Source organism: Streptomyces sp. NPDC012508, assembly GCF_042902595.1.
Lineage (GTDB): Bacteria > Actinomycetota > Actinomycetes > Streptomycetales > Streptomycetaceae > Streptomyces.
In genome coordinates, this window is record NZ_JBIBEO010000003.1 from 626,316 (window position 1) to 644,383 (window position 18,068).

Annotated in this window: 15 protein-coding genes; 9 read left to right on the forward strand and 6 right to left on the reverse strand. The window is 71.3% G+C overall.

From position 1 onward, the window contains the following. Positions 1–138: 138 nt before the first annotated feature. The 6 genes from ACFY8U_RS13335 to ACFY8U_RS13360 all read left to right on the forward strand — a co-directional run bounded on the left by ACFY8U_RS13335 (position 139) and on the right by ACFY8U_RS13360 (position 6,950). On the forward strand, positions 139–891 hold the full coding sequence (locus tag ACFY8U_RS13335) for a GntR family transcriptional regulator (protein ID WP_389569375.1): 753 nt from the start codon (positions 139–141) through the stop codon (positions 889–891). Positions 892–1,073: 182 nt separating this feature from the next. Beyond that, the gene (locus tag ACFY8U_RS13340; RefSeq protein WP_389569378.1) at positions 1,074–2,819 is read left to right on the forward strand and encodes a purine-cytosine permease family protein; all 1,746 of its coding nucleotides are present in this window, start codon (positions 1,074–1,076) and stop codon (positions 2,817–2,819) included. A 156-nt stretch (positions 2,820–2,975) separates the two neighbouring features. Beyond that, positions 2,976–3,155 carry an SPOR domain-containing protein gene (locus tag ACFY8U_RS13345; RefSeq protein WP_352192255.1) on the forward strand — a complete coding sequence of 60 codons (180 nt, stop codon included), beginning with the start codon at positions 2,976–2,978 and terminating at the stop codon, positions 3,153–3,155. Positions 3,156–3,210: 55 nt separating this feature from the next. Then, positions 3,211–3,654 (forward strand): (deoxy)nucleoside triphosphate pyrophosphohydrolase, encoded by a 444-nt coding sequence (locus tag ACFY8U_RS13350; RefSeq protein ID WP_389569381.1) that lies wholly within the window; start codon positions 3,211–3,213, stop codon positions 3,652–3,654. 143 nt (positions 3,655–3,797) lie between these two features. Next, positions 3,798–4,217, forward strand: a complete 420-nt coding sequence (locus ACFY8U_RS13355) for an ATP-binding protein (protein WP_389569383.1) — start codon at positions 3,798–3,800, stop codon at positions 4,215–4,217. 147 nt (positions 4,218–4,364) lie between these two features. Then, entirely contained in the window at positions 4,365–6,950 is a 2,586-nt protein-coding gene (locus tag ACFY8U_RS13360) for a SpoIIE family protein phosphatase (protein WP_389569386.1), read from the forward strand. A gap of 89 nt (positions 6,951–7,039) precedes the next feature. Here the strand turns inward: ACFY8U_RS13360 and ACFY8U_RS13365 are convergent, their stop codons facing one another. Beyond that, positions 7,040–7,747 carry a PspA/IM30 family protein gene (locus tag ACFY8U_RS13365; protein ID WP_389569389.1) on the reverse strand — a complete coding sequence of 236 codons (708 nt, stop codon included), beginning with the start codon at positions 7,745–7,747 and terminating at the stop codon, positions 7,040–7,042. Here ACFY8U_RS13365 and ACFY8U_RS13370 point away from each other — a divergent pair. Further along, entirely contained in the window at positions 7,746–7,868 is a 123-nt protein-coding gene (locus ACFY8U_RS13370; protein ID WP_389569392.1) for a hypothetical protein, read from the forward strand. The genes ACFY8U_RS13365 and ACFY8U_RS13370 overlap by 2 nt on opposite strands. Before the next feature lie 4 nt (positions 7,869–7,872). On the opposite strand, the gene ACFY8U_RS13375 is transcribed toward ACFY8U_RS13370, so the two are convergent. Beyond that, on the reverse strand, positions 7,873–10,035 hold the full coding sequence (locus tag ACFY8U_RS13375; RefSeq protein ID WP_389569395.1) for a TPM domain-containing protein: 2,163 nt from the start codon (positions 10,033–10,035) through the stop codon (positions 7,873–7,875). A 143-nt stretch (positions 10,036–10,178) separates the two neighbouring features. On the opposite strand from ACFY8U_RS13375, the gene ACFY8U_RS13380 reads away from it, so the two are divergent. Then, positions 10,179–11,207: a hypothetical protein gene (locus ACFY8U_RS13380; RefSeq protein ID WP_389569398.1), complete on the forward strand. Its 1,029-nt coding sequence runs from the start codon at positions 10,179–10,181 to the stop codon at positions 11,205–11,207. A gap of 28 nt (positions 11,208–11,235) precedes the next feature. Here ACFY8U_RS13380 and ACFY8U_RS13385 read toward each other — a convergent pair whose 3' ends face one another. The 4 genes from ACFY8U_RS13385 to ACFY8U_RS13400 all read right to left on the reverse strand — a co-directional run bounded on the left by ACFY8U_RS13385 (position 11,236) and on the right by ACFY8U_RS13400 (position 15,037). Beyond that, positions 11,236–12,006 (reverse strand): succinate dehydrogenase/fumarate reductase iron-sulfur subunit, encoded by a 771-nt coding sequence (locus ACFY8U_RS13385; RefSeq protein ID WP_361436214.1) that lies wholly within the window; start codon positions 12,004–12,006, stop codon positions 11,236–11,238. Continuing rightward, entirely contained in the window at positions 12,003–13,886 is a 1,884-nt protein-coding gene (locus ACFY8U_RS13390) for a fumarate reductase/succinate dehydrogenase flavoprotein subunit (protein ID WP_389569401.1), read from the reverse strand. The genes ACFY8U_RS13385 and ACFY8U_RS13390 overlap by 4 nt, the downstream gene beginning before the upstream one ends. A 1-nt stretch (position 13,887) precedes the next feature. Beyond that, the gene (locus ACFY8U_RS13395; RefSeq protein WP_361597127.1) at positions 13,888–14,724 is read right to left on the reverse strand and encodes a hypothetical protein; all 837 of its coding nucleotides are present in this window, start codon (positions 14,722–14,724) and stop codon (positions 13,888–13,890) included. Between the two features lie 82 nt (positions 14,725–14,806). After that, positions 14,807–15,037: a hypothetical protein gene (locus ACFY8U_RS13400; RefSeq protein WP_361436221.1), complete on the reverse strand. Its 231-nt coding sequence runs from the start codon at positions 15,035–15,037 to the stop codon at positions 14,807–14,809. Between the two features lie 260 nt (positions 15,038–15,297). Here ACFY8U_RS13400 and ACFY8U_RS13405 point away from each other — a divergent pair, with 260 nt between their 5' ends. Beyond that, a complete protein-coding gene (locus ACFY8U_RS13405; RefSeq protein WP_389569405.1) occupies positions 15,298–17,769 on the forward strand; it encodes an ABC transporter family substrate-binding protein in 2,472 nt (823 codons plus the stop codon). Positions 17,770–18,068: the final 299 nt, after the last annotated feature.

An 18,068-nucleotide genomic window follows, 5' to 3' on the forward strand; every position in this document is an offset into this window, starting at 1 on the left:
GGAATCCGCTGCTATACCCGGGGTAAGCGCAGGCGTAAAGGCAAGTCATCACTTCGGGTGAAACTTTGGCCCATGCTTGCGGGTGGCCACCGAGGGTTGTCAGTCTGTAGCTGTCCGTCAACCTGAGGGGAGTGTCCAGTGACGTTCGGTGAGCAGCCCGCCTATCTTCGCGTGGCGAGCGATCTTCGAGAGAAGATCGCCAACGGCTCGCTTCCGCCGCATACCCGACTCCCCTCGCAGGCGCGCATCCGCGAGGAGTACGGGGTCTCGGACACCGTCGCCCTCGAGGCCCGCAAGGTGCTGATGGCCGAGGGGCTCGTCGAGGGCCGCTCGGGCTCGGGGACGTATGTGCGGGAGCGCCCCGTGCCGCGCAGGATCGCCCGCTCCGGATACCGGCCGCCGTCCGGCGCCAACCCGTTCCGGCAGGAGCAGGCGGCGGACGGGGCGCGCGGCACGTGGGAGTCCAGCAGCGAGCAGGAGCACGCGAGCGCCGCCGTGGCCGAGCGACTCGGCATCGAGCCGGGGGAGCGGGTGATGCGCACGCGGTACGTCTACCGGGACGCGGGGGAGCCGATGATGCTCTCCACCTCGTGGGAGCCGCTCGCGGTCACGGGCCGGACGCCCGTGATGCTGCCCGAGGAGGGGCCGCTCGGCGGCTGCGGGGTCGTGGAGCGGATGGCGGCGATCGACGTCGTCGTGGACAACGTGGTGGAGGAGGTCGGCGCCCGTCCGGGCCTCGCGGAGGAGCTCCTGGCGCTCGGTGGCGTCCCCGGCCATGTGGTGATGGTCGTCGAGCGGACGTACTACGCGTCGGGCCGGGCGGTGGAGACGGCCGACGTCGTCGTCCCGGCCGACCGCTACCGCATCGCGTACCACCTTCCGGTGCGGTGACCGGGGCTGTCCGAGAGCCGGTCGACCGATAGGCGGACGGGGGCGTCCGGGGCCTGTGACCGGGAGTTAACGGCAGGTCGGCAGTCGTAACCGAGGGGCAATCCCGCGCCGTGACGGGCTGTCATGTCCCGCTCCTACCTTGCTCGTCCGTACCCGCAATCGGTCGGACGACAGGAATTTTCATGACGGATACGGTCACCACCACCGAGCCCCCGGCGGCCGCCCCACCGCCCCGTCGCAGCTACGCCAGGCTCGCGGCCGACGAGAGCCGCGAGGACTACTCCCTGCGCTACGCGCCGTATTCCTTCCGGCGCTGGTCGCCGTCGACGGTGGCGGGTACGGCGCTCGGCGGCATCGCCTACCTCGCCGACTTCGCCATCGGCGCCTCGATCGTCTTCACCTTCGGCTTCACGAGCGGCCTGGCCTCCATCCTGACCGCCGCGGTGATCATCTTCCTCACCGGTATCCCCATCGCCAAGGCCTGTGCCAGGTACGGCCTGGACATGGACCTGATCACCCGCGGCGCCGGCTTCGGCTACTTCGGATCGACCCTCACGTCCCTCATCTACGCCTCCTTCACCTTCATCTTCTTCGCGCTCGAGGGCTCGATCATGGCCCAGGCCATGCACCAGGCCCTCGGGCTGCCGGTGGAGATCGGCTACCTGGTCACGACCCTGATCGTGATCCCCATCGTCTTCCGGGGCATGGGCGCGCTCGCCAAGGTGCAGGCGTGGACGCAGCCGATCTGGATCATCGGCATGGTGCTGCCCTTCGTCGTGCTCGCCTTCGAGGCCCCGGACGCCTGGGGCGCCTTCGGCTCCTTCGGCGGTACGGAGGGCGCGGGGTCGGGCTTCTCCTGGATCGGCTTCGGGCTCGGTACGGGTGTCGCGCTCTCGCTCATCGCCCAGATCGGCGAGCAGGCCGACTATCTGCGCTTCATGCCGGCCAGGACGGCGGCCAACAAGCGGCGCTGGAACCTCGCCGTGCTCGCCGCGGGACCGGGCTGGGTGATCATCGGCGCGGCCAAGCAGATCGGCGGCGCCTTCCTCGCCTTCGTCGCCCTGGAGGCCGTCGGCAAGACGCACGCCCTGGAGCCGATCGCCCCGCAGATCGAGGCGCTCAAGCCCTGGCTGGGTTCGCTGGCACTGCCCGCGGCGGCGGTCTTCGTCGTCGTTTCGCAGATCAAGATCAATGTGACCAATGCCTACAGCGGCTCGCTGTCCTGGTCGAACTTCTTCTCCCGCGTCACGCACAAGCACCCCGGCCGGGTCTGGTACATCTTCCTCAACCTCGCCATCGCGCTGACGCTGATGGAGATGAACATGTTCGCGGCTCTGGGCAAGCTGCTCGGCTTCTACTCCAACGTCGGCATCGCCTGGATCGTCGCCGTCGCCGCCGACCTCGTCATCAACAAGCGGGCCGGTTGGTCCCCGCCGTACATCGAGTTCAAGCGCGCGTACCTCTACGCCGTGAATCCGGCCGGCTTCGGCGCCATGGTGATCGCCTCGACCGTCTCGATCCTCGCCTTCTTCGGGCTCTTCGGTGTCTACGCCCAGGCCTTCTCGACCTTCATCGCCGCCGGGCTCGCGCTGATCCTCTGCCCGCTGATCGCCTGGGCGACCAAGGGCAGGTACTACCTCGCCCGCCCGAACCCCGTCTGGGGACATGCCCAGGCCGGGAGCGCCGGGAGCGCCGGAGGAGCCGCGGTGGCCGGGGTCCCGGACGTCACGGCGACCCATCTCTGCACGGTCTGCGAGACGGCGTACGAGCTGCCGGACATCGCCGACTGCCCTGTCCGATCCGGGCCGATCTGCTCGCTGTGCTGCTCGCTCGACGCCGAGTGCGGCGACGTCTGCCGCAGGGACCCGGACGCGGGTCCGGTTCTGATGCCCGTGCCGACCATACCCACGCGCGTCCCCGGGGCCTGATCTTCGGCCTCCCTTCGTCAATTCCCGGCCGGATCCGTACCTCTTTGTGAAATCTCATATCCGCTGTGTAAAGGTCAGGCGTAAGGTCAGGCATATGCGGATTGCCATTTCAGGGAGATCCTTAGAGACGACCGGACCGGCGGAGGGAGATGTCCGATGACCGACAGTGGCCCTGTCCTGCCCTGGCTGGTCATTCGACAGGACGACAACGGGAACCGCTATCGGGTCGGGCGGTACGCGACGAGGGACGAGGCGCAGAAGGTCGCCGACAGCCTCGACGACCGGGGGCACAAGCAGCTCTACTGGGTGGAGCGGATCGGTCAGCCCGCGGTCTGACCTCCCTCAGGGCCTTCGGCCTGGGCGTACCCCCACGCGGGATACGCTCCGGCCCATGACAGATCGCAGTGCCGACCACGTGGCCGACCACGTGGTCGTGGTCGCCGGAGCCGTGTACGACCGGGGGCGTCTGCTGGCCGCGCGCCGCAGTGCCCCCGCCGAGCTGGCGGGTCGTTGGGAGCTCCCCGGCGGCAAGGTGGAGCCGGGTGAGAGCGCCGAAGCCGCGCTGGTCCGGGAGTTGCGCGAAGAGCTCGGCGTCGAGACGGAGCCCGGGGAGCGCATCCCGGGTGAGTGGCCGCTGAAGCCCGGCTACGTTCTCCGGGTGTGGACCGCCCGGCTGCTCTCCGGTGAACCCCGCCCGCTGGAGGACCACGACGAGCTGCGCTGGCTGGCCCGCCATGAGCTGGACTCCGTCGACTGGCTCGACCAGGACCGGCCCGCCGTCGCCGAGGCCGGGCTCCGTCTGCCGCCCGTCGCCCCCGACGGGGCGCGAGGCTGATGCCTTACGCCGATCGAGCCACCGCGCTCCCATTGGTCCCGCCCCTGCGATACCTTGCCCCCAATATCGGGTATGTGCTGATTAATCCCCCGAAATAGGACGTGGGCCTTTCTTCTGGTGATGGGTTGGGGAAGTGATCGGGCGTGATCGACACCGATGGCGACTGCGTCGAGTGGAACTTCCCGGCGGAGGCCAATGCCGTGCGCACCGCGCGCCACGCGGTACGAGACACCCTCCGGGCCTGGCAGATCGACCCGACGGTGGGTGACCTCACGGTCCTCCTGGTGAGCGAGCTGGTGACCAATTCCCTGCGCTACGCCTCCGGCCCGATCGGCGTCCGGCTCGTCTTCCTCCAGCCGGAGTCGGACGGCGACGCCCACCGCCCCGCCCTGCTCGTGGAGGTCTCCGATCCGCTTCCGGATCCGCCCACCGAACGCGCCGCCGGCCCCGACGACGAGGGTGGTCGCGGTCTCCAGCTCGTGGCCTGTTCCGCTCGGCGCTGGGGGATCCGTAAAGGCAGAACAGGCAAGACAGTGTGGTTCGAGCTGGCTCTGCCGGGTTAAGAGAGGGGAGGGACAACGATCACTGAGGGCTCGGCCGGAAATGAACGAGACCACCCTGTGATCGTGAACGTCGTGCCGTCGGGGGCCGTAGTGCTGAATACTGCGGGCATGGCCGGTCCGGTGCGGTGAGCTGGAGGGGACGGTCGCGTGAGCGAGATACCTGAGACGGCGAGCGGCTTCGTGTGGCAGAGCAGCCCGCCCGGCTCGATCTATGACTACATCAGGGTCGCCTCCTTCTCGATAGGGCCCGACGGGCTCGTCGACCAGTGGAGCCGCCGGGCCGTCGACCTCTTCGGCGTGCCCGCCGAAGAGGCCATGGGCAAGGATCCCGTCGAGGCCTTCATGCCCGCCGACCTGCGCGAACGCGGGCGTCGCAGGGTCGCGGAGATCCTCGACGGACGGGAGTGGACGGGCCTCGTCCCCTTCCGGATCCCTGGGCAGAACCGCCGCGAGAACCGCGACGGCATCGCCGAGATGTACGTCATGCCGAGCCAGACCACGACCGGGGAACGGGCCGCGCTCTGCATCGTCGTCGACGTGCGGGCGCTTCGGCACATCGAGACCGACCTTGCCGCTTCGCAGGCGATTTTCGGCCAATCCCCTTTTGGGTTTCTGCTCTTCGGTACCGACCTCACCGTGAAGCGCGCCAACCAGCGCTTCGCCACCGTCTTCGGCGGCTCGGCCGACGACCACCGGGGCCGTACCGTCCACGACTATCTCTCGCGACCCGAGGCCGATCGGATGACGGCCGCGCTCCAGAGCGTCCTGGAGACCGGTGAGGCCGTCACCGAGCTGCAGATCGTCGGAGCCCCTCCCGGCTCCACCGACCGGCGCCACTGGTCGATCAACCTCTACCGCGTACACAGCGGCTCCGGCCGGCCCGTCGGCGTCGCCGGCCTGGGCATCGACGTGACCCGCCGCCACAACGCTGCCCGCGAGGCGGCCAGCGCCCGCCGCAACCTCGCCCTCCTCAACGAGGCCGGCGCCCGGATCGGCAACTCCCTGGATCTGGAGTCCACCGCCCGTGAGCTGCTCGACGTCGCCGTCCCCGGCTTCTGCGACCTCGCCTCCGTCGACCTCTACCAGGGTCTGCTGACCGGGGACGAGGCTCCGCCCGGACGGTGGGGAAGCTCCCACGACGTCGGCTACGGCGCGGGCAGCGCCGAACTGCGCCGGGTCGCCTTCGCCAGCGCGGTGTCCGACACCCCGCTCAGAAACCCCCACGAAACCGTCGGCGCCGACGCCGGCGGCTGTTGCGGCACCGACCCCGTCGAGGTCGGCTCCGTCCACCGTTACCCCTTCAACTCGCCCTGCGCCGGAGCCCTCCGCACCGGACAGGTGAGAACCGTCCCCGGCGGCGATGGCAGTCTCGTCCACTCCACCCTCGTGGTGCCGATGGTCGCCCACGACACCGTCGTCGGTCTCGTGCAGTTCTCCCGGGCCAAGGGCAGCGAGTCCTTCGGGGAGCGGGACAGGGCACTCGCCGTCGAACTGGCCGCCCGCGCGGCGGTCTGCATCGACAACGCCCGCCTCTACCGCCGCGAGCACGAGCGGGCCCTGATCCTCCAGCGCAGCCTGCTCCCGCCCGGCGACCCCGAGGCCGCCGGCCTGGACATCGCCTGCCGCTATCTCCCCGGCACCACGGCCACCGAGGTCGGCGGCGACTGGTTCGACGTCATCGAACTCCCCGGCCACCGCACCGCCCTGGTCATCGGCGACGTCATGGGCCGCGGCCTGCGCGCCGCCGTGGCGATGGGCGAACTGCGCACCGCCGTCCGCACCCTCGCCCAGCTCGACCTGGAACCCGCGGAGGTCCTCTCCCACCTCGACGAGATCGCCCGCGGTCTCGGCGCCCCCGCGGGAGCCCAGCAGAGCGCCCGCGCCCACAAGGCCCGCGGCCCGGAGCTCTCCGAGGTCTATCTGGCCACCTGCGTCTACGCCGTCTACGACCCCGTCACCCGGCGCTGCACCTTCGCCAACGCCGGCCACCTTCCGCCGGTCCTCGTCGAACCCGGCGAGAAGGCCCTGCTGCTCGACGTACCCCCGGGGATGCCGCTCGGCGTCGGCGGGGAGCCCTTCGAGGAAGTGGAGGTCGAGCTGCCCGAGAACTCCCTGCTCGCCCTCTACACCGACGGACTCGTCGAGTCCCGCGACCATCCCCTCGACGAGGGGCTCACCGCCTTCCGCACCGCGCTCACGGACGCGGCCCTGCCCCTCGAGGACGTCTGCGACCGGGTCCTGACCACGCTCGACACCGAGCACGGCGAGGACGACATCGCCCTCCTGATGGCCCGTATCCAGGGACTGCCGTCCGACGCGGTGGGGGACTGGCGGCTGCCCCGCGAGCCCCGCTCGGTCGGCCGGGCCCGCGAACTGGCGCGCGCCCAGCTCACCGCCTGGGACCTCGAACCGCTCGTCGACACCGTCGAACTGCTCGTCAGCGAACTGGTCACCAACGCCCTGCGCTACGGCGAGGGCGAGATCCGGCTCCGGCTGCTCCGCGACCGGACCCTGGTCTGCGAGGTCTGGGACGCCGGGCTCGTCCAGCCGCGTCGCCGACGTGCCCGGGACACCGACGAGGGCGGCCGCGGACTGCAGCTGGTCGGACTCCTCAGCGCCGCCTGGGGCTCGCGCCGCACCCCCCGCGGCAAGACCGTCTGGTTCGAACTGCCCCTGCCGGACGGCGACGGAGCCGCGGAGCCGACCGTGGAGCAGCTGCTGAGCATGTTCTGACCACCGCCGCACCACCCCGCGGGCCCGGCGCACCGGCGCCGGCGCCCCGGTCCGTGGCCGTGAGCGCACTCGGGCCCGCGGGGTGAGCGCTACCCCTTGAGCGCGGCCAGCCGCGCCTCGATCTCCGCGCTGTCGCCGAGCGCGTCCAGCTGCTCGAACTGGGCGTCCAGCGAGGAGGCGGCCAGCTCCTGCTTGCCCATCGCCCTCGCCTCCTCGCGCCGGACCTTGTCCTCGAACCGGCTCAGCTCGCTCGTGGGGTCCAGCACGTCGATGTTCTTCACGGCGTCCATCATCCGGTTCTGCGCCTGCGCGGAGGTGGCCCGGGCCACCAGCTCGTCGCGCTTCGCCTGGAGCTCGCCCAGCTTGGCCTTCATCTGGTCCAGGCCGCTCCTGAGCTTCTCCACGACCTCGGTCTGCGCGGCGATCGTCGGCTCGGCCGTCCTGGCCTCCTTCTCCGACTGGAGCTGGCGCCCCAGCGCGACCTTCGCCAGATTGTCGAACCGGTCCGCGTCCGCCGTCTGCCCGGCGGCCCTCAGCTCGTCGCCCTTTCTGCTCGCGGCCAGCGCCTTCTCGCCCCACTCCTTCGCCGCGCCCACGTCCTCCTGGTGGTCCTGCTCCATGAGCCGCAGATTGCCGATCGTCGCCGCGACCGCCTCCTCCGCCTCCGTGATGTTGTTGCTGTAGTCGCGGATCAGCTGGTCCAGCATCTTCTGCGGGTCCTCCGCCTGGTCCAGCAGCGCGTTGATGTTGGCCTTCGCCAGCTGGGTGACGCGGCCGAGGATGGTCTGCTTCGTCATGGTCCTTCTCCTTGAACGCGATGAACGCGATGAACGCGATGAACGCGACGAGCGCGGTGAGCCTGATGAGCCCGGTGAACGCGACGACCGCGATGAACGCGACGGGCGCGATGAGTCGTGAAGCATCAGAAGCGGCCGCCGCCGCCCAGCCGGCCGCGCGTGCCCCCGCCGCCGAAACGTCCGGGCCCGCCACCGAACCCGCCCCCACCGAACCCGCCCCCACCGAGACCCCCGCCGAAACCCCCGCCATGACCCCCGCCTCCCCTTCCTCCGCCGAACAGACCGCCGAGGATGATGCCGCCGAGCACCGCTCCGCCGAGCCCGCCGCCGCCACCTCCCACCCCTGTTACACCGCCCAGGCCGTTCGGGTTCCCGTACGTGCGGACGTCCTGCTCGGCGAGGTCCTGTGCGCGACGGGCCAGCGCGCCCGCCTGCTGGGCCTCGGCGAGGCCCGTCTGCGGGTCGTCGGCCTCCGCGAGGGCCGTGGCCTCCTCCAGCCGGCGCTGGGCCTCGGCAAGGCGCGTCCGGGCCTCGCTGCCGACGGCCGCGCGATGCGTGGTGATGTAGTCGGCGGCCGCCCCGATCGCGGAACGGGCGGTCAGCAGCGTCTGGTCGAGGAGCGCGCGGGCGCGCCGCGTGCCCGACTCGCGCTCCCGTGCGCCCGCCAGCGCCTCGTCGAGCGCCGTGTCGGCCTCCTCGATCCGGCGCAGCGCGTCCAACGGGTCGTAGCGGCCCGCCTCCACCGTCCGCCGCACATCGGCGACGACCGCCTCCGCACGGGCGATCCGGCCATGGAGGTCGGCGGTGGAGACCCCCTCGGCGGTGCCCTGGAGCAGCCCGCGGGCGTCGGCGAGGTCGGCCTCGGTCTCGGTGAAGGCGGTCGTCAGCTTGCCCACGGCCTCCGCCAGCTCCTTCGCGCGCCGGTCGACGGCCTCGCTCAGCCGGGCCGCCTGGTCGACGGCGCCCTCGGCCGCCCGGATGTGGACGGCCGCGACGCCGTTGTCGCCCGCCTCGACGGCCTGCCGCGCCTGCTGCACATGGGTCGTCGCGAACACCAGCCGGTCCTTGGCCTGTTCGACGTCGCTCGCCACAGGGGAGGCCGCCGACTCGGCGTACCGCTCCCGCATCGCGGTCAGCGCCGCCTCCGCCGTGCCGACGCGCCCGGACTGCTCGCGGAACGCGGCCTCGGCGGCGGCCAGGGCCTCCGGGGCGTTGCGCTCCAGGGCCCGTAGCCGGTCGAAGTCCTCGGACTCCGCGTCGAGGCGCGCGTTGGCCCCGTCGCAGCGCCGGACGATCTCGTCGAGCATCGAGCGACGGGTCGCGTCGTCCTCGGGGAAGGCGTCGTCCAGCTTCTGCCGCAGCCGGAACGCGGCCGTCAGCTCCTCCTTCGCGAACGCCATCGCCTCCGTGAAGGGCTGGACCGCCTCCTCGCCGAACTGGGCCGTCGCGAAGCCGAGTTCCTCCTCGCTGGTCCGGACGGCGTCGTCCGTGGCGACCAGGACCTGCCGGGCCTGCCGGTCCAACACGGCGAGTGTCGGCTGCGCGGGCTCCTTCGGAGCGCCCCAGCCCTGTCCACCCGACGGGGTCGCACCGCCCCCCGCGCCGCCTTCCGCACCGCCCCCCGCACCAGCCCCCGCGCCCGCCCCGGGCCGCCGACGGCGTTTGGTCCAGGCGTACGCGGCGACCGCCCCGGCCCCGCCGACGAGGACGACCGGCAGGACGAGGTCCGTACCGGAGGTGCCGTCGTCCACCGTGCCGCCGGGATCGGCGGCGCCCGGGGTGATCGTCGGTGTGGGCACGGGCCGTCCGGCGAGGACCGCGTCGTAGCCGTTCGCCGCACCGATCGCGGCGCCCGCCCAGTCGTTCTGCCGGAGCGGCGGCTCGATCGCGGTCCGGGCGACGTCGTCGAGCTGCGCCTGGGTGAAGCGGGAGTACGGGTCGGCCGAATAGCCGTACTGCCGGTCGTGCGTGGCCACCGCGAGCAGGACGTCGTCGACGCCCAGGCCGTTGCGTTCCGCGGTGGCGTCGGCCCAGCTCTGGGACGAGCGCCCGGAGAAGTCCCGTACGTACACGACGAAGAGCTGGACGCGCTGGTCGTCGTAGAGCTGGTCCAGGGCCTGGACGACCGCGCTGCGACGGTCGCCGAGCGCTCCCACCGTGTCGGTGATCTGTCCCTCGCGGGACAGCACGACGGGATCGTCGGCGCGGGCGCCGTGAACGGCGGGCACGGTCAGCCACCACGCCGCCACCAGCACCGCGAGGAGGGCTCGGGTGGCTGTTCGCGTCACATGGGGAGGTTATGTCCCGATCTATGCACTCGCGACCGGGCTCTTCGCCCACGACCGCGCGAAACCGTTCCTCGGCCCCGAGCGTCACTGTCAGTAGCCGCCTCTAGGGTGGTGATCACACGTCGACGATCTTGGGGGCTCGGGTGAACGGACGCGTACGCGGCTGGTGGCGGCGGGGGCGATGGGTCGCCCTCGGCCTCGTCCTGCTTCTGGTCCTTCCCCTGGCCGGCAGCGCGATCGCGCTGCGCGTCAATTACGCGGGCGATCTCCAGGAAGGGACGAAGACCCGCGGCAAGGACGCGATCTGGCTGGGCCACGCCTGGGTGGACGGCCGGAAGAAGGATGCCGACCTCGCCGCATTCGCGGCCCGTATCAAGGGGACGGGGATACGCGACCTCTACGTCCACGCCGGGCCGCTGGAGCACGACGGCACCCTGCCCCCCGCGCGGTACCCCCGGGCCGCGTGGCTGATCGAGAGCGTCCACCGGACGATGCCCGGCATACGGGTGCACGCCTGGCTGGGCGACATCCTGGCCAACGAGGGTCCCGAGGGGCCCGCGGGGCTGCGCCTGGACGACGCGGCCTCGCGGACCGCCGTGGTGGGCTCGGCCCGGCAGATCCTCGACGCCGGCTTCGACGGGGTCCACTTCGACCTGGAGCCCCTGCTCTCGGACGACGCGAACTATCTGTCCCTCCTCGACGACCTCAGCGAGCTGACCGAGGCGCGCAAGGTCCCGCTCTCCGTCGCCGCCCACCAGATCGACCCGCTGCCCGCCCTGCACTCGGTGAACGGCGCGGTCAGCGGCAGCGAGAAGTGGTGGTCGCAGGAGTTCTTCGGGCAGGTCGCCCGCAGGGTCGACCAGATAGCCGTCATGTCGTACGACACATGGATGCCCCTGGAGAGCCTGTACGGCGGGTACGTCGCCCAGCAGACCAGCCTCGCCCTGGAGGTCACGCCCGAGGGCACCGACCTGCTCATGGGCCTGCCGTTCTTCCACGAGGACGACCTCGGCCACCACGACTCGGCGGAGACCGTCGCGGCAGCGATCCGCGGCACCCGGCTGGGCCTCGGGCGCACGGACCGCGACCGCGAACGGTTCGGTGTCGCGCTCTACGTCGACTTCGCCGCGAAGGAAGGGGACTGGACGGCCTACCGCGAGGGCTGGCACTGACGCCTGCCCCGGCCCGGCGGCGACAGCCCTACCCCTCCCGCCGCCGGATCTTGTTGCCCAGCCACACCAGCGGGTCGTACTTGCGGTCCACGGCCCGCTCCTTCAGCGGGATCAGGGCGTTGTCCGTGATCTTGATGTCCTCCGGACACACCTCGGTACAGCACTTGGTGATGTTGCAGTACCCGAGCCCGTGCTCGTCCTGTGCCGTCCGCCTCCGGTCGAGGCCGCTCTCCGCCGCCGCGTCCAGCGGGTGCATGTCCAGCTCCGCCACCCGCATGAGGAAGCGCGGCCCGGCGAACGCGGCCTTGTTCTCCTCGTGGTCCCGGACCACATGGCAGGTGTCCTGGCACAGGAAGCACTCGATGCACTTACGGAACTCCTGCGAGCGCTCCACATCCATCTGCCGCATCCGGTACTCGCCCGGAGCGACCCCTTCCGGCGGCACGAAGGCCGGAATCTCCCGCGCCTTCGTGTAGTTGAAGGACACATCCGTCACCAGGTCGCGGACGACGGGGAAGGCCCGCAGCGGCGTGATCGTGAGGGTTTCGGCGCGATCGAAGGTCGACATCCGGGTCATGCACAGCAGCCGCGGCCGTCCGTTGATCTCGGCCGAGCACGAACCGCACTTGCCCGCCTTGCAGTTCCAGCGCACGGCCAGATCCGGGGCCTGTGTGGCCTGCAACCGGTGGATGATGTCGAGGACCACCTCGCCGTCGTTCACCTCGACCGTGAAGTCCCTCAGGTCCCCGCCGTCGGTGTCGCCCCGCCACACCCGGAAGTGCGCGTCATAGGTACTCACTCGTACAGCTCCTCCTCGGCCAGGTACTTGACCAGCTCCTCCTTCTCGAACAGCGCGAGGAGGTCCGGACGAATGGGTTCCGTACGGGTGCGTTCGAGGGCGACTCCGTCCTCCGCCGGGTGGCACAGCAGGTTCACCGGACGCCACCCCCGGTCCATCGACGGATAGTCCTCCCGGGTGTGCCCGCCCCGGCTCTCGGTCCGCTCCAGCGCGGCCCGGGCCACGCACTCGCTGACGAGCAGCATGTTCCGCAGGTCGAGCGCCAGGTGCCAGCCGGGGTTGAACTGCCGGTGCCCCTCGACCCCGGCCCGCCGCGCCCGTGTGCGCAGCTCGGCGATCCGCTCCAGGGCCTCGGCCATCTCGCCCTCCCGCCGGATGATGCCGACGAGGTCGTTCATGGTCTGCTGGAGCTCCTTGTGGAGGGTGTACGGATTCTCCGCCGACGGCTCCTCCGCCGCCCCGAACGGCGCGAGCGCCTCCGCGGCCGCCGCCTCGATCCCCGCCTCGGTCACCGAGGAAGCGCCGGCGGACACCGCGTACTCCGCCGCGTGCCACCCCGCCCGCCGCCCGAAGACCAGCAGGTCCGAGAGCGAGTTGCCGCCGAGCCGGTTGGAGCCGTGCATCCCGCCCGCGACCTCGCCCGCCGCGAAGAGCCCCGGTACGCCTACCGTCGCCGCCGTGTCGGAGTCGACCGCGACCCCGCCCATGACGTAGTGGCAGGTCGGCCCGACCTCCATCGCCTCCGCCGTGATGTCGACGTCCGCCAGCTCCTTGAACTGGTGGTACATCGAGGGCAGTCGCCGCTTGATCACCTCGGCCGGCATCCGGGTCGACACATCGAGGAAGACCCCGCCGTGCGGCGAGCCGCGCCCCGCCTTCACCTCGGCGTTGATGGCCCGCGCCACCTCGTCGCGCGGCAGCAGTTCGGGCGGGCGACGGTTGTTGTCCGGGTCCTCGTACCAGCGGTCGCCCTCTTCCTCCGTCTGCGCGTACTTCTCCTTGAAGACGTCGGGGACGTAGTCGAACATGAACCGCTTGCCCTCGGAGTTGCGCAGGACACCGCCGTCGCCGCGCACCGACTCGGTGACGAGGATCCCCTTCACCGACGGCGGCCAGACCATCCCGGTCGGATGGAACTGCACGAACTCCATGTTCACCAGCGGCGCGCCCGCGAGCAGCGCCAGCGCGTGCCCGTCGCCCGTGTACTCCCACGAGTTGGACGTCACCTTGAAGGACTTCCCGATCCCGCCGGTCGCCAGGACGACGGCCGGCGCCTCCAGGACGAAGAAGCGGCCGGTCTCCCGCTCGTAGCAGAAGACCCCCGCCACCCGCCCCGATTCGTCCCGCAGCACGCGCGTGACCGTGCACTCCTGGAAGACCTTCAGCCGGGATTCGTACTCCCCGGTCTCCCGGAAGTCCTCCTGCTGGAGGGCGACGGTCTTCTGCTGGAGCGTACGGATCAGCTCGAGGCCCGTCCGGTCGCCGACGTGGGCGAGGCGGGGGTACTCGTGGCCGCCGAAGTTGCGCTGGGAGATCCGGCCGTCCGGGGTGCGGTCGAAGAGGGCGCCCCAGGTCTCCAGTTCCCACACCCGCTCGGGCGCCTCGCGCGCGTGCAGCTCCGCCATCCGCCACTGGTTGAGGAACTTCCCGCCGCGCATGGTGTCGCGGAAGTGGACCTGCCAGGTGTCGTGCGGGTTGGCGTTGGCCATGGAGGCGGCGATGCCGCCCTCGGCCATCACCGTATGGGCCTTGCCGAACAGGGACTTGCAGATGACGGCCGTCCGCGCGCCCCGCTCGCGCGCCTCGATCGCGGCGCGCAGTCCGGCGCCGCCCGCACCGACCACGACCACGTCCCACTGCTGCCGCTCGACTTGAGCCATGTCAGAAGATCCTCGGGTCGTCGAAGGTGCCGGTGGCGAGCAGGTACACGTACAGATCGCAGACCGCGACGGAGATCAACGAGGTCCACGCGAGGAGCATGTGGCGGGCGTTGAGCTTCCCGACCAGGTTCCACATGCGATAGCGCACGGGATGCCGGGAGAAGTGCCGCAGCCGTCCGCCGACGATGTGCCGGCAGGAGTGGCAGGAGAGGGTGTACGCCCAGATCAGCACGATGTTCACCAGGAAGATCACGGTCCCCAGGCCCGCGTGGCCCCAGGCGTACGAGGAGTCCCGGAAGGTCAGCACGGTGTCGTACGTGAGGATCGCGGCGACCGGCAGCGCGGTGTAGAAGAAGTACCGGTGGATGTTCTGCAGGATCAGCGGGAAGCGGGTCTCGCCGGTGTACGTGCGGTGCGGTTCGGCGACCGCGCAGGCGGGGGGAGAGGCCCAGAAGCCCCGGTAGTACGCCTTGCGGTAGTAGTAGCAGGTCAGCCGGAAGCCGAGGGGGAAGATCAGGATCAGCAGGGCGGGGGAGAGGCCCCACCAGCTGCCGAAGATCTCCCAGTTGGGCCCGCCCTTCATGGGCACGCAGTTCTCGGCCAGACAGGGCGAGTAGAACGGTGAGACGTACGGGGCCGCGTAGTAGTCGCTGTTGGCGAAGGCTCGCCAGGTGGAGTACGCGACGAAGGCGAGCAGTCCCGCGGCGGTGGCGGCCGGCGCCAGCCACCAGCGGTCGGTGCGCAGATGGCGCGGGGCGATGGCCGCACGGGAAGGGGAGTGCACGCCGGTGGCGCGCACCCCCCTTCCGGTGGACGGCGGTTCGGTTCCTGTGGCCAAGGTCGGTCTCCTCGGGCGCGTTCCGACTGTCGGTCTCCTGGGGGTCCTCCAGCGGCTGCCGCTCCCGGAGGCTCACCGGCCCCTAGGGGGCGTGCCGGTCGCGTGCTCCCAGGCCCTCGTCGTCGGTGTCCGACCCCCACAGCGCGCTGTCGTACGGCGTGTCGGGGATCGTCACGAGGTTCTCGGGCCGGCCGGGCGCCGGTGGCGCGGGGGCGCCCCGCTCCGCCGCGATGCTGCGTTCCAGCTGTCCGACCGTACGGACCAGGTCTTCGAGGCAGCGCTTGACGGCCGCCAAATCATCCTGAACGGACATGGGTTGCCCTCACTTCCGCGATGGCGGGTGGCGAACACGCGCCTGAGAGTGTCGCGCGTCACATCCCGCTTGTGAAGCCATGTGTACGGGATTCCGCTCGTTCGGTGAGTCGCGCCGCCCGGCGGTTGGGCCGCACGGGTGGGGTTTGTCCGCCCCGCCGCCGTGTCGACATGGCCGGATCCGTTCCGTCGTTTTCAGTGTATGAGCAATAGGTGTGATCATCTCTAAATGCCATAAAACTGGACGAAGGGGTACAAGTCATGTCCCAGGTCGGCGCCCCTCGCGGGAGGACATGTTCCAGGAGCCCCCGCTCCCGCACGCTCCGCTCCGTCGCCACCCTCACCAGCGCGGTCCTCGCCATCTCCGTCCTCGCCGGATGCAGCTCCGGCGACGAGGCCGACGAGGCCTCGGCCGCCGCCCCGGACCACGCTCCGGCCGCCCGCGACAAGGTCGCCGACGGTGGCACGCTGAACTGGGCCGTGGACGCGATGCCGACCACGCTCAACGCCTTCCAGGCCGACGCCGACGGCACCACCGCGCGCGTCACCGGAGCCGTGCTCCCCGCCCTCTACACCCTCGACGAGCGCGGCCGGCCCCGGCGCAACGCGGACTACCTGGAGTCCGCGCAGGTGGTCGAGACGGAGCCGAAGCAGGTCGTCCTCTACAAGCTCAACCAGCAGGCGGTGTGGAGCGACGGCCGCGAGATCGGCGCCCCCGACTTCGTCGCTCAGTGGCGGGCCCTGAACGGCCGGGACACCGCGTACTGGACCGCCCGCAACTCCGGCTACGAGCGGATCGAGAAGATCGAGCGCGGCAAGAACGACCTGGAGGTACGGGTCACCTTCGCCCGGCCGTACGCCGACTGGCAGTCCCTCTTCACCCCCCTCTACCCGAAGGAGGTGATGGGCACCCCGGGCGCCTTCAACGACAACGCGCGCACCACCCTGAAGGCGACCGCAGGACCGTTCCTGCTCAAGGCGACCGACACCAAGGCCGCCACCGTCACGCTCGTCCGCAATCCCCGCTGGTGGGGGCAGTCCGCCAAGCTCGACAAGGTCGTCCTGCGCGCGGTGCCCCGCGCCGAGCGCATCGCCGCGCTGGCCGCCGGCACGCTCGATCTGGCCGAGATCGACCGGTCGGCCGCGGACCGCATCGCCCTCGCCGTACGGGACGCCCGCGCCGGCCAGAGTGCCGGGCAGCCGCTCGCGCACGGCCCCGGCGCCGCGATCACCCCGTCGGCGGCCCTGAAGTCCTGGGCGCTGGCGAACGGCTCCGACGACCGGAAGGCGGAGGCCGTCCAGGCCGCGCGCGAGAAGAACCAGCAGGCCATCGACGGGTATGCGGCCGAGCAGCGGGCGCTCGGGAAGTTCGTGGTCCGCAAGTCGCTGGAGCCCGCGTACACCCAGCTCTCCCTGAACGGCGAGAGCGGTCCGCTCGCCGACGAGCGCGTACGCCGGGCGGTGGCCCGCGCACTCGACCGTCAGGAGCTGGCCGAAGCCGTCCTCAAGCCGCTCGGGCTGCCGGCCCGGCCGCCGGGCAGCCACCTGGCGCTGGCGGGGCAGGCGGCGTACGCGGACAGCAGCGACGCGCTCGGCGACCAGGACACCAGCGAGGCGCGGGCGCTCCTCGCGGACGCCGGCTGGGTCCCGGGCGGCGCGAACAAGAAGCCCGCCGGGACGAAGGCCGGCAGCGAGGCCGAGAAGAAGGCCGAGGCGGAGAAGGCCGAGGCCGAGAAGAAGGCGGAAGCGGAGAAGTCCGGCACCGACAAGGCCGGCACCGACAAGGCGGAGAAGGCGGCCCAGAAGGACGAGGCGGAGAAGGCCAGGAAGCCCGAGGCCGCCGACGCCGCCTCCGACGAGGGGCTCTACATCGTCGGCGACGGCAAGCCGGGCGACACCGCCCCCCGCGTCGAGGCGGGCGAGCCCGTGATCGGCGCCGGAGGCCCCGAGAACGGCACCACCGTCCTCGCCCCCGCCCAGGCACTCCTGCGTCAGGCCGCACTGCTCGACACCGGCTCCGGCGCCCGCGCCGACGACACAGCCGGCTCCGGCAGCACCGAGGCCAAGGCGCAGAACCCGGCCCGGTCCGACCAGGGCGCCCCCGGGGCCTACGCCCCGCGCGGCACCGCGGCCCCCGCCGTCCCCGCCGCCGCCTCCCAGGCCCTCGGCAAGGACGGCGAGCCGCTGAACCTGCGCTTCGTCCTGCCCTCGGGCCCGGGCTCGGAGTCGCTCCGGACCGTCGGCGACAAGATCGTCCGGATGCTCGACGAGGTCGGCATCCGTACCGAGGTCACCAAGGTCGCCGACGAGAGCTTCTTCAAGGACCACATCGCCTCCGGCGACTACGACCTGGCCCTCTACTCCTGGCCCGCCTCCGCCTTCCCGGCGACCGACGCGCGGCCGATCTTCGCCAAGCCGGAGCCGGCCTCGGACGGCTCCCTCCTGGTCGAGCAGAACTACTCCCGCGTCGGCACCGACCGCATCGACCAGCTCTTCGACCAGGCGGTGGCCACCCTCGACGAGAAGGAGGCCCGGGACCTCGTCCGCCAGGCGGACGCCCGGATCTGGGCCGCTGCCGGATCGATTCCTCTCTATCAGCGTCCCCAGCTGGTGGCGGCCAAGCCCGAGCTCGTGAACGCGGGCGCCTGGGGCTTCGCTGCCCCGCGCTACCAGGACATCGGTTTCAAGAAGCCCGGATCCGCCAAGGGCGCGGAGCGCAACGCCACGCACTAGAGCGCGACACCACGAACGGGGAGCGCGCTCCACGGACGAAGTGGGAGCGCACCACCAAGAAGTAGGAGAAACCGCAGGTCACAACCTCAGATGCAGCTCAATTTCCTTGCCCGCCGGCTCCCCCGGCGGGCAGGATCACGTCCGGCCCCTTGACCCGGCCGGTTCCGCACGCTCAGTGCTCTCCTCACCCCCAGTGCACCGCACCACCGAGGCATCCCAAAGCCTCCAGTAGACCCTCTCGGATCCGGGCGGGGAAGCCCCTTGCGCGGCGGCCCCGTACCATAGGACATAGCCGTGGC

Coding starts and splice junctions, on each gene's coding strand:
- ACFY8U_RS13405 (WP_389569405.1), top strand. CDS start 15,298: ATGTCCCAGGTCGGCGCCCCTCGCGGGAGGACATGTTCCAGGAGCCCC.
- ACFY8U_RS13350 (WP_389569381.1), top strand. CDS start 3,211: ATGACAGATCGCAGTGCCGACCACGTGGCCGACCACGTGGTCGTGGTC.
- ACFY8U_RS13370 (WP_389569392.1), top strand. CDS start 7,746: ATGGTCCTTCTCCTTGAACGCGATGAACGCGATGAACGCGATGAACGC.
- ACFY8U_RS13400 (WP_361436221.1), bottom strand. CDS start 15,037: ATGTCCGTTCAGGATGATTTGGCGGCCGTCAAGCGCTGCCTCGAAGAC.
- ACFY8U_RS13390 (WP_389569401.1), bottom strand. CDS start 13,886: ATGGCTCAAGTCGAGCGGCAGCAGTGGGACGTGGTCGTGGTCGGTGCG.
- ACFY8U_RS13340 (WP_389569378.1), top strand. CDS start 1,074: ATGACGGATACGGTCACCACCACCGAGCCCCCGGCGGCCGCCCCACCG.
- ACFY8U_RS13345 (WP_352192255.1), top strand. CDS start 2,976: ATGACCGACAGTGGCCCTGTCCTGCCCTGGCTGGTCATTCGACAGGAC.
- ACFY8U_RS13365 (WP_389569389.1), bottom strand. CDS start 7,747: ATGACGAAGCAGACCATCCTCGGCCGCGTCACCCAGCTGGCGAAGGCC.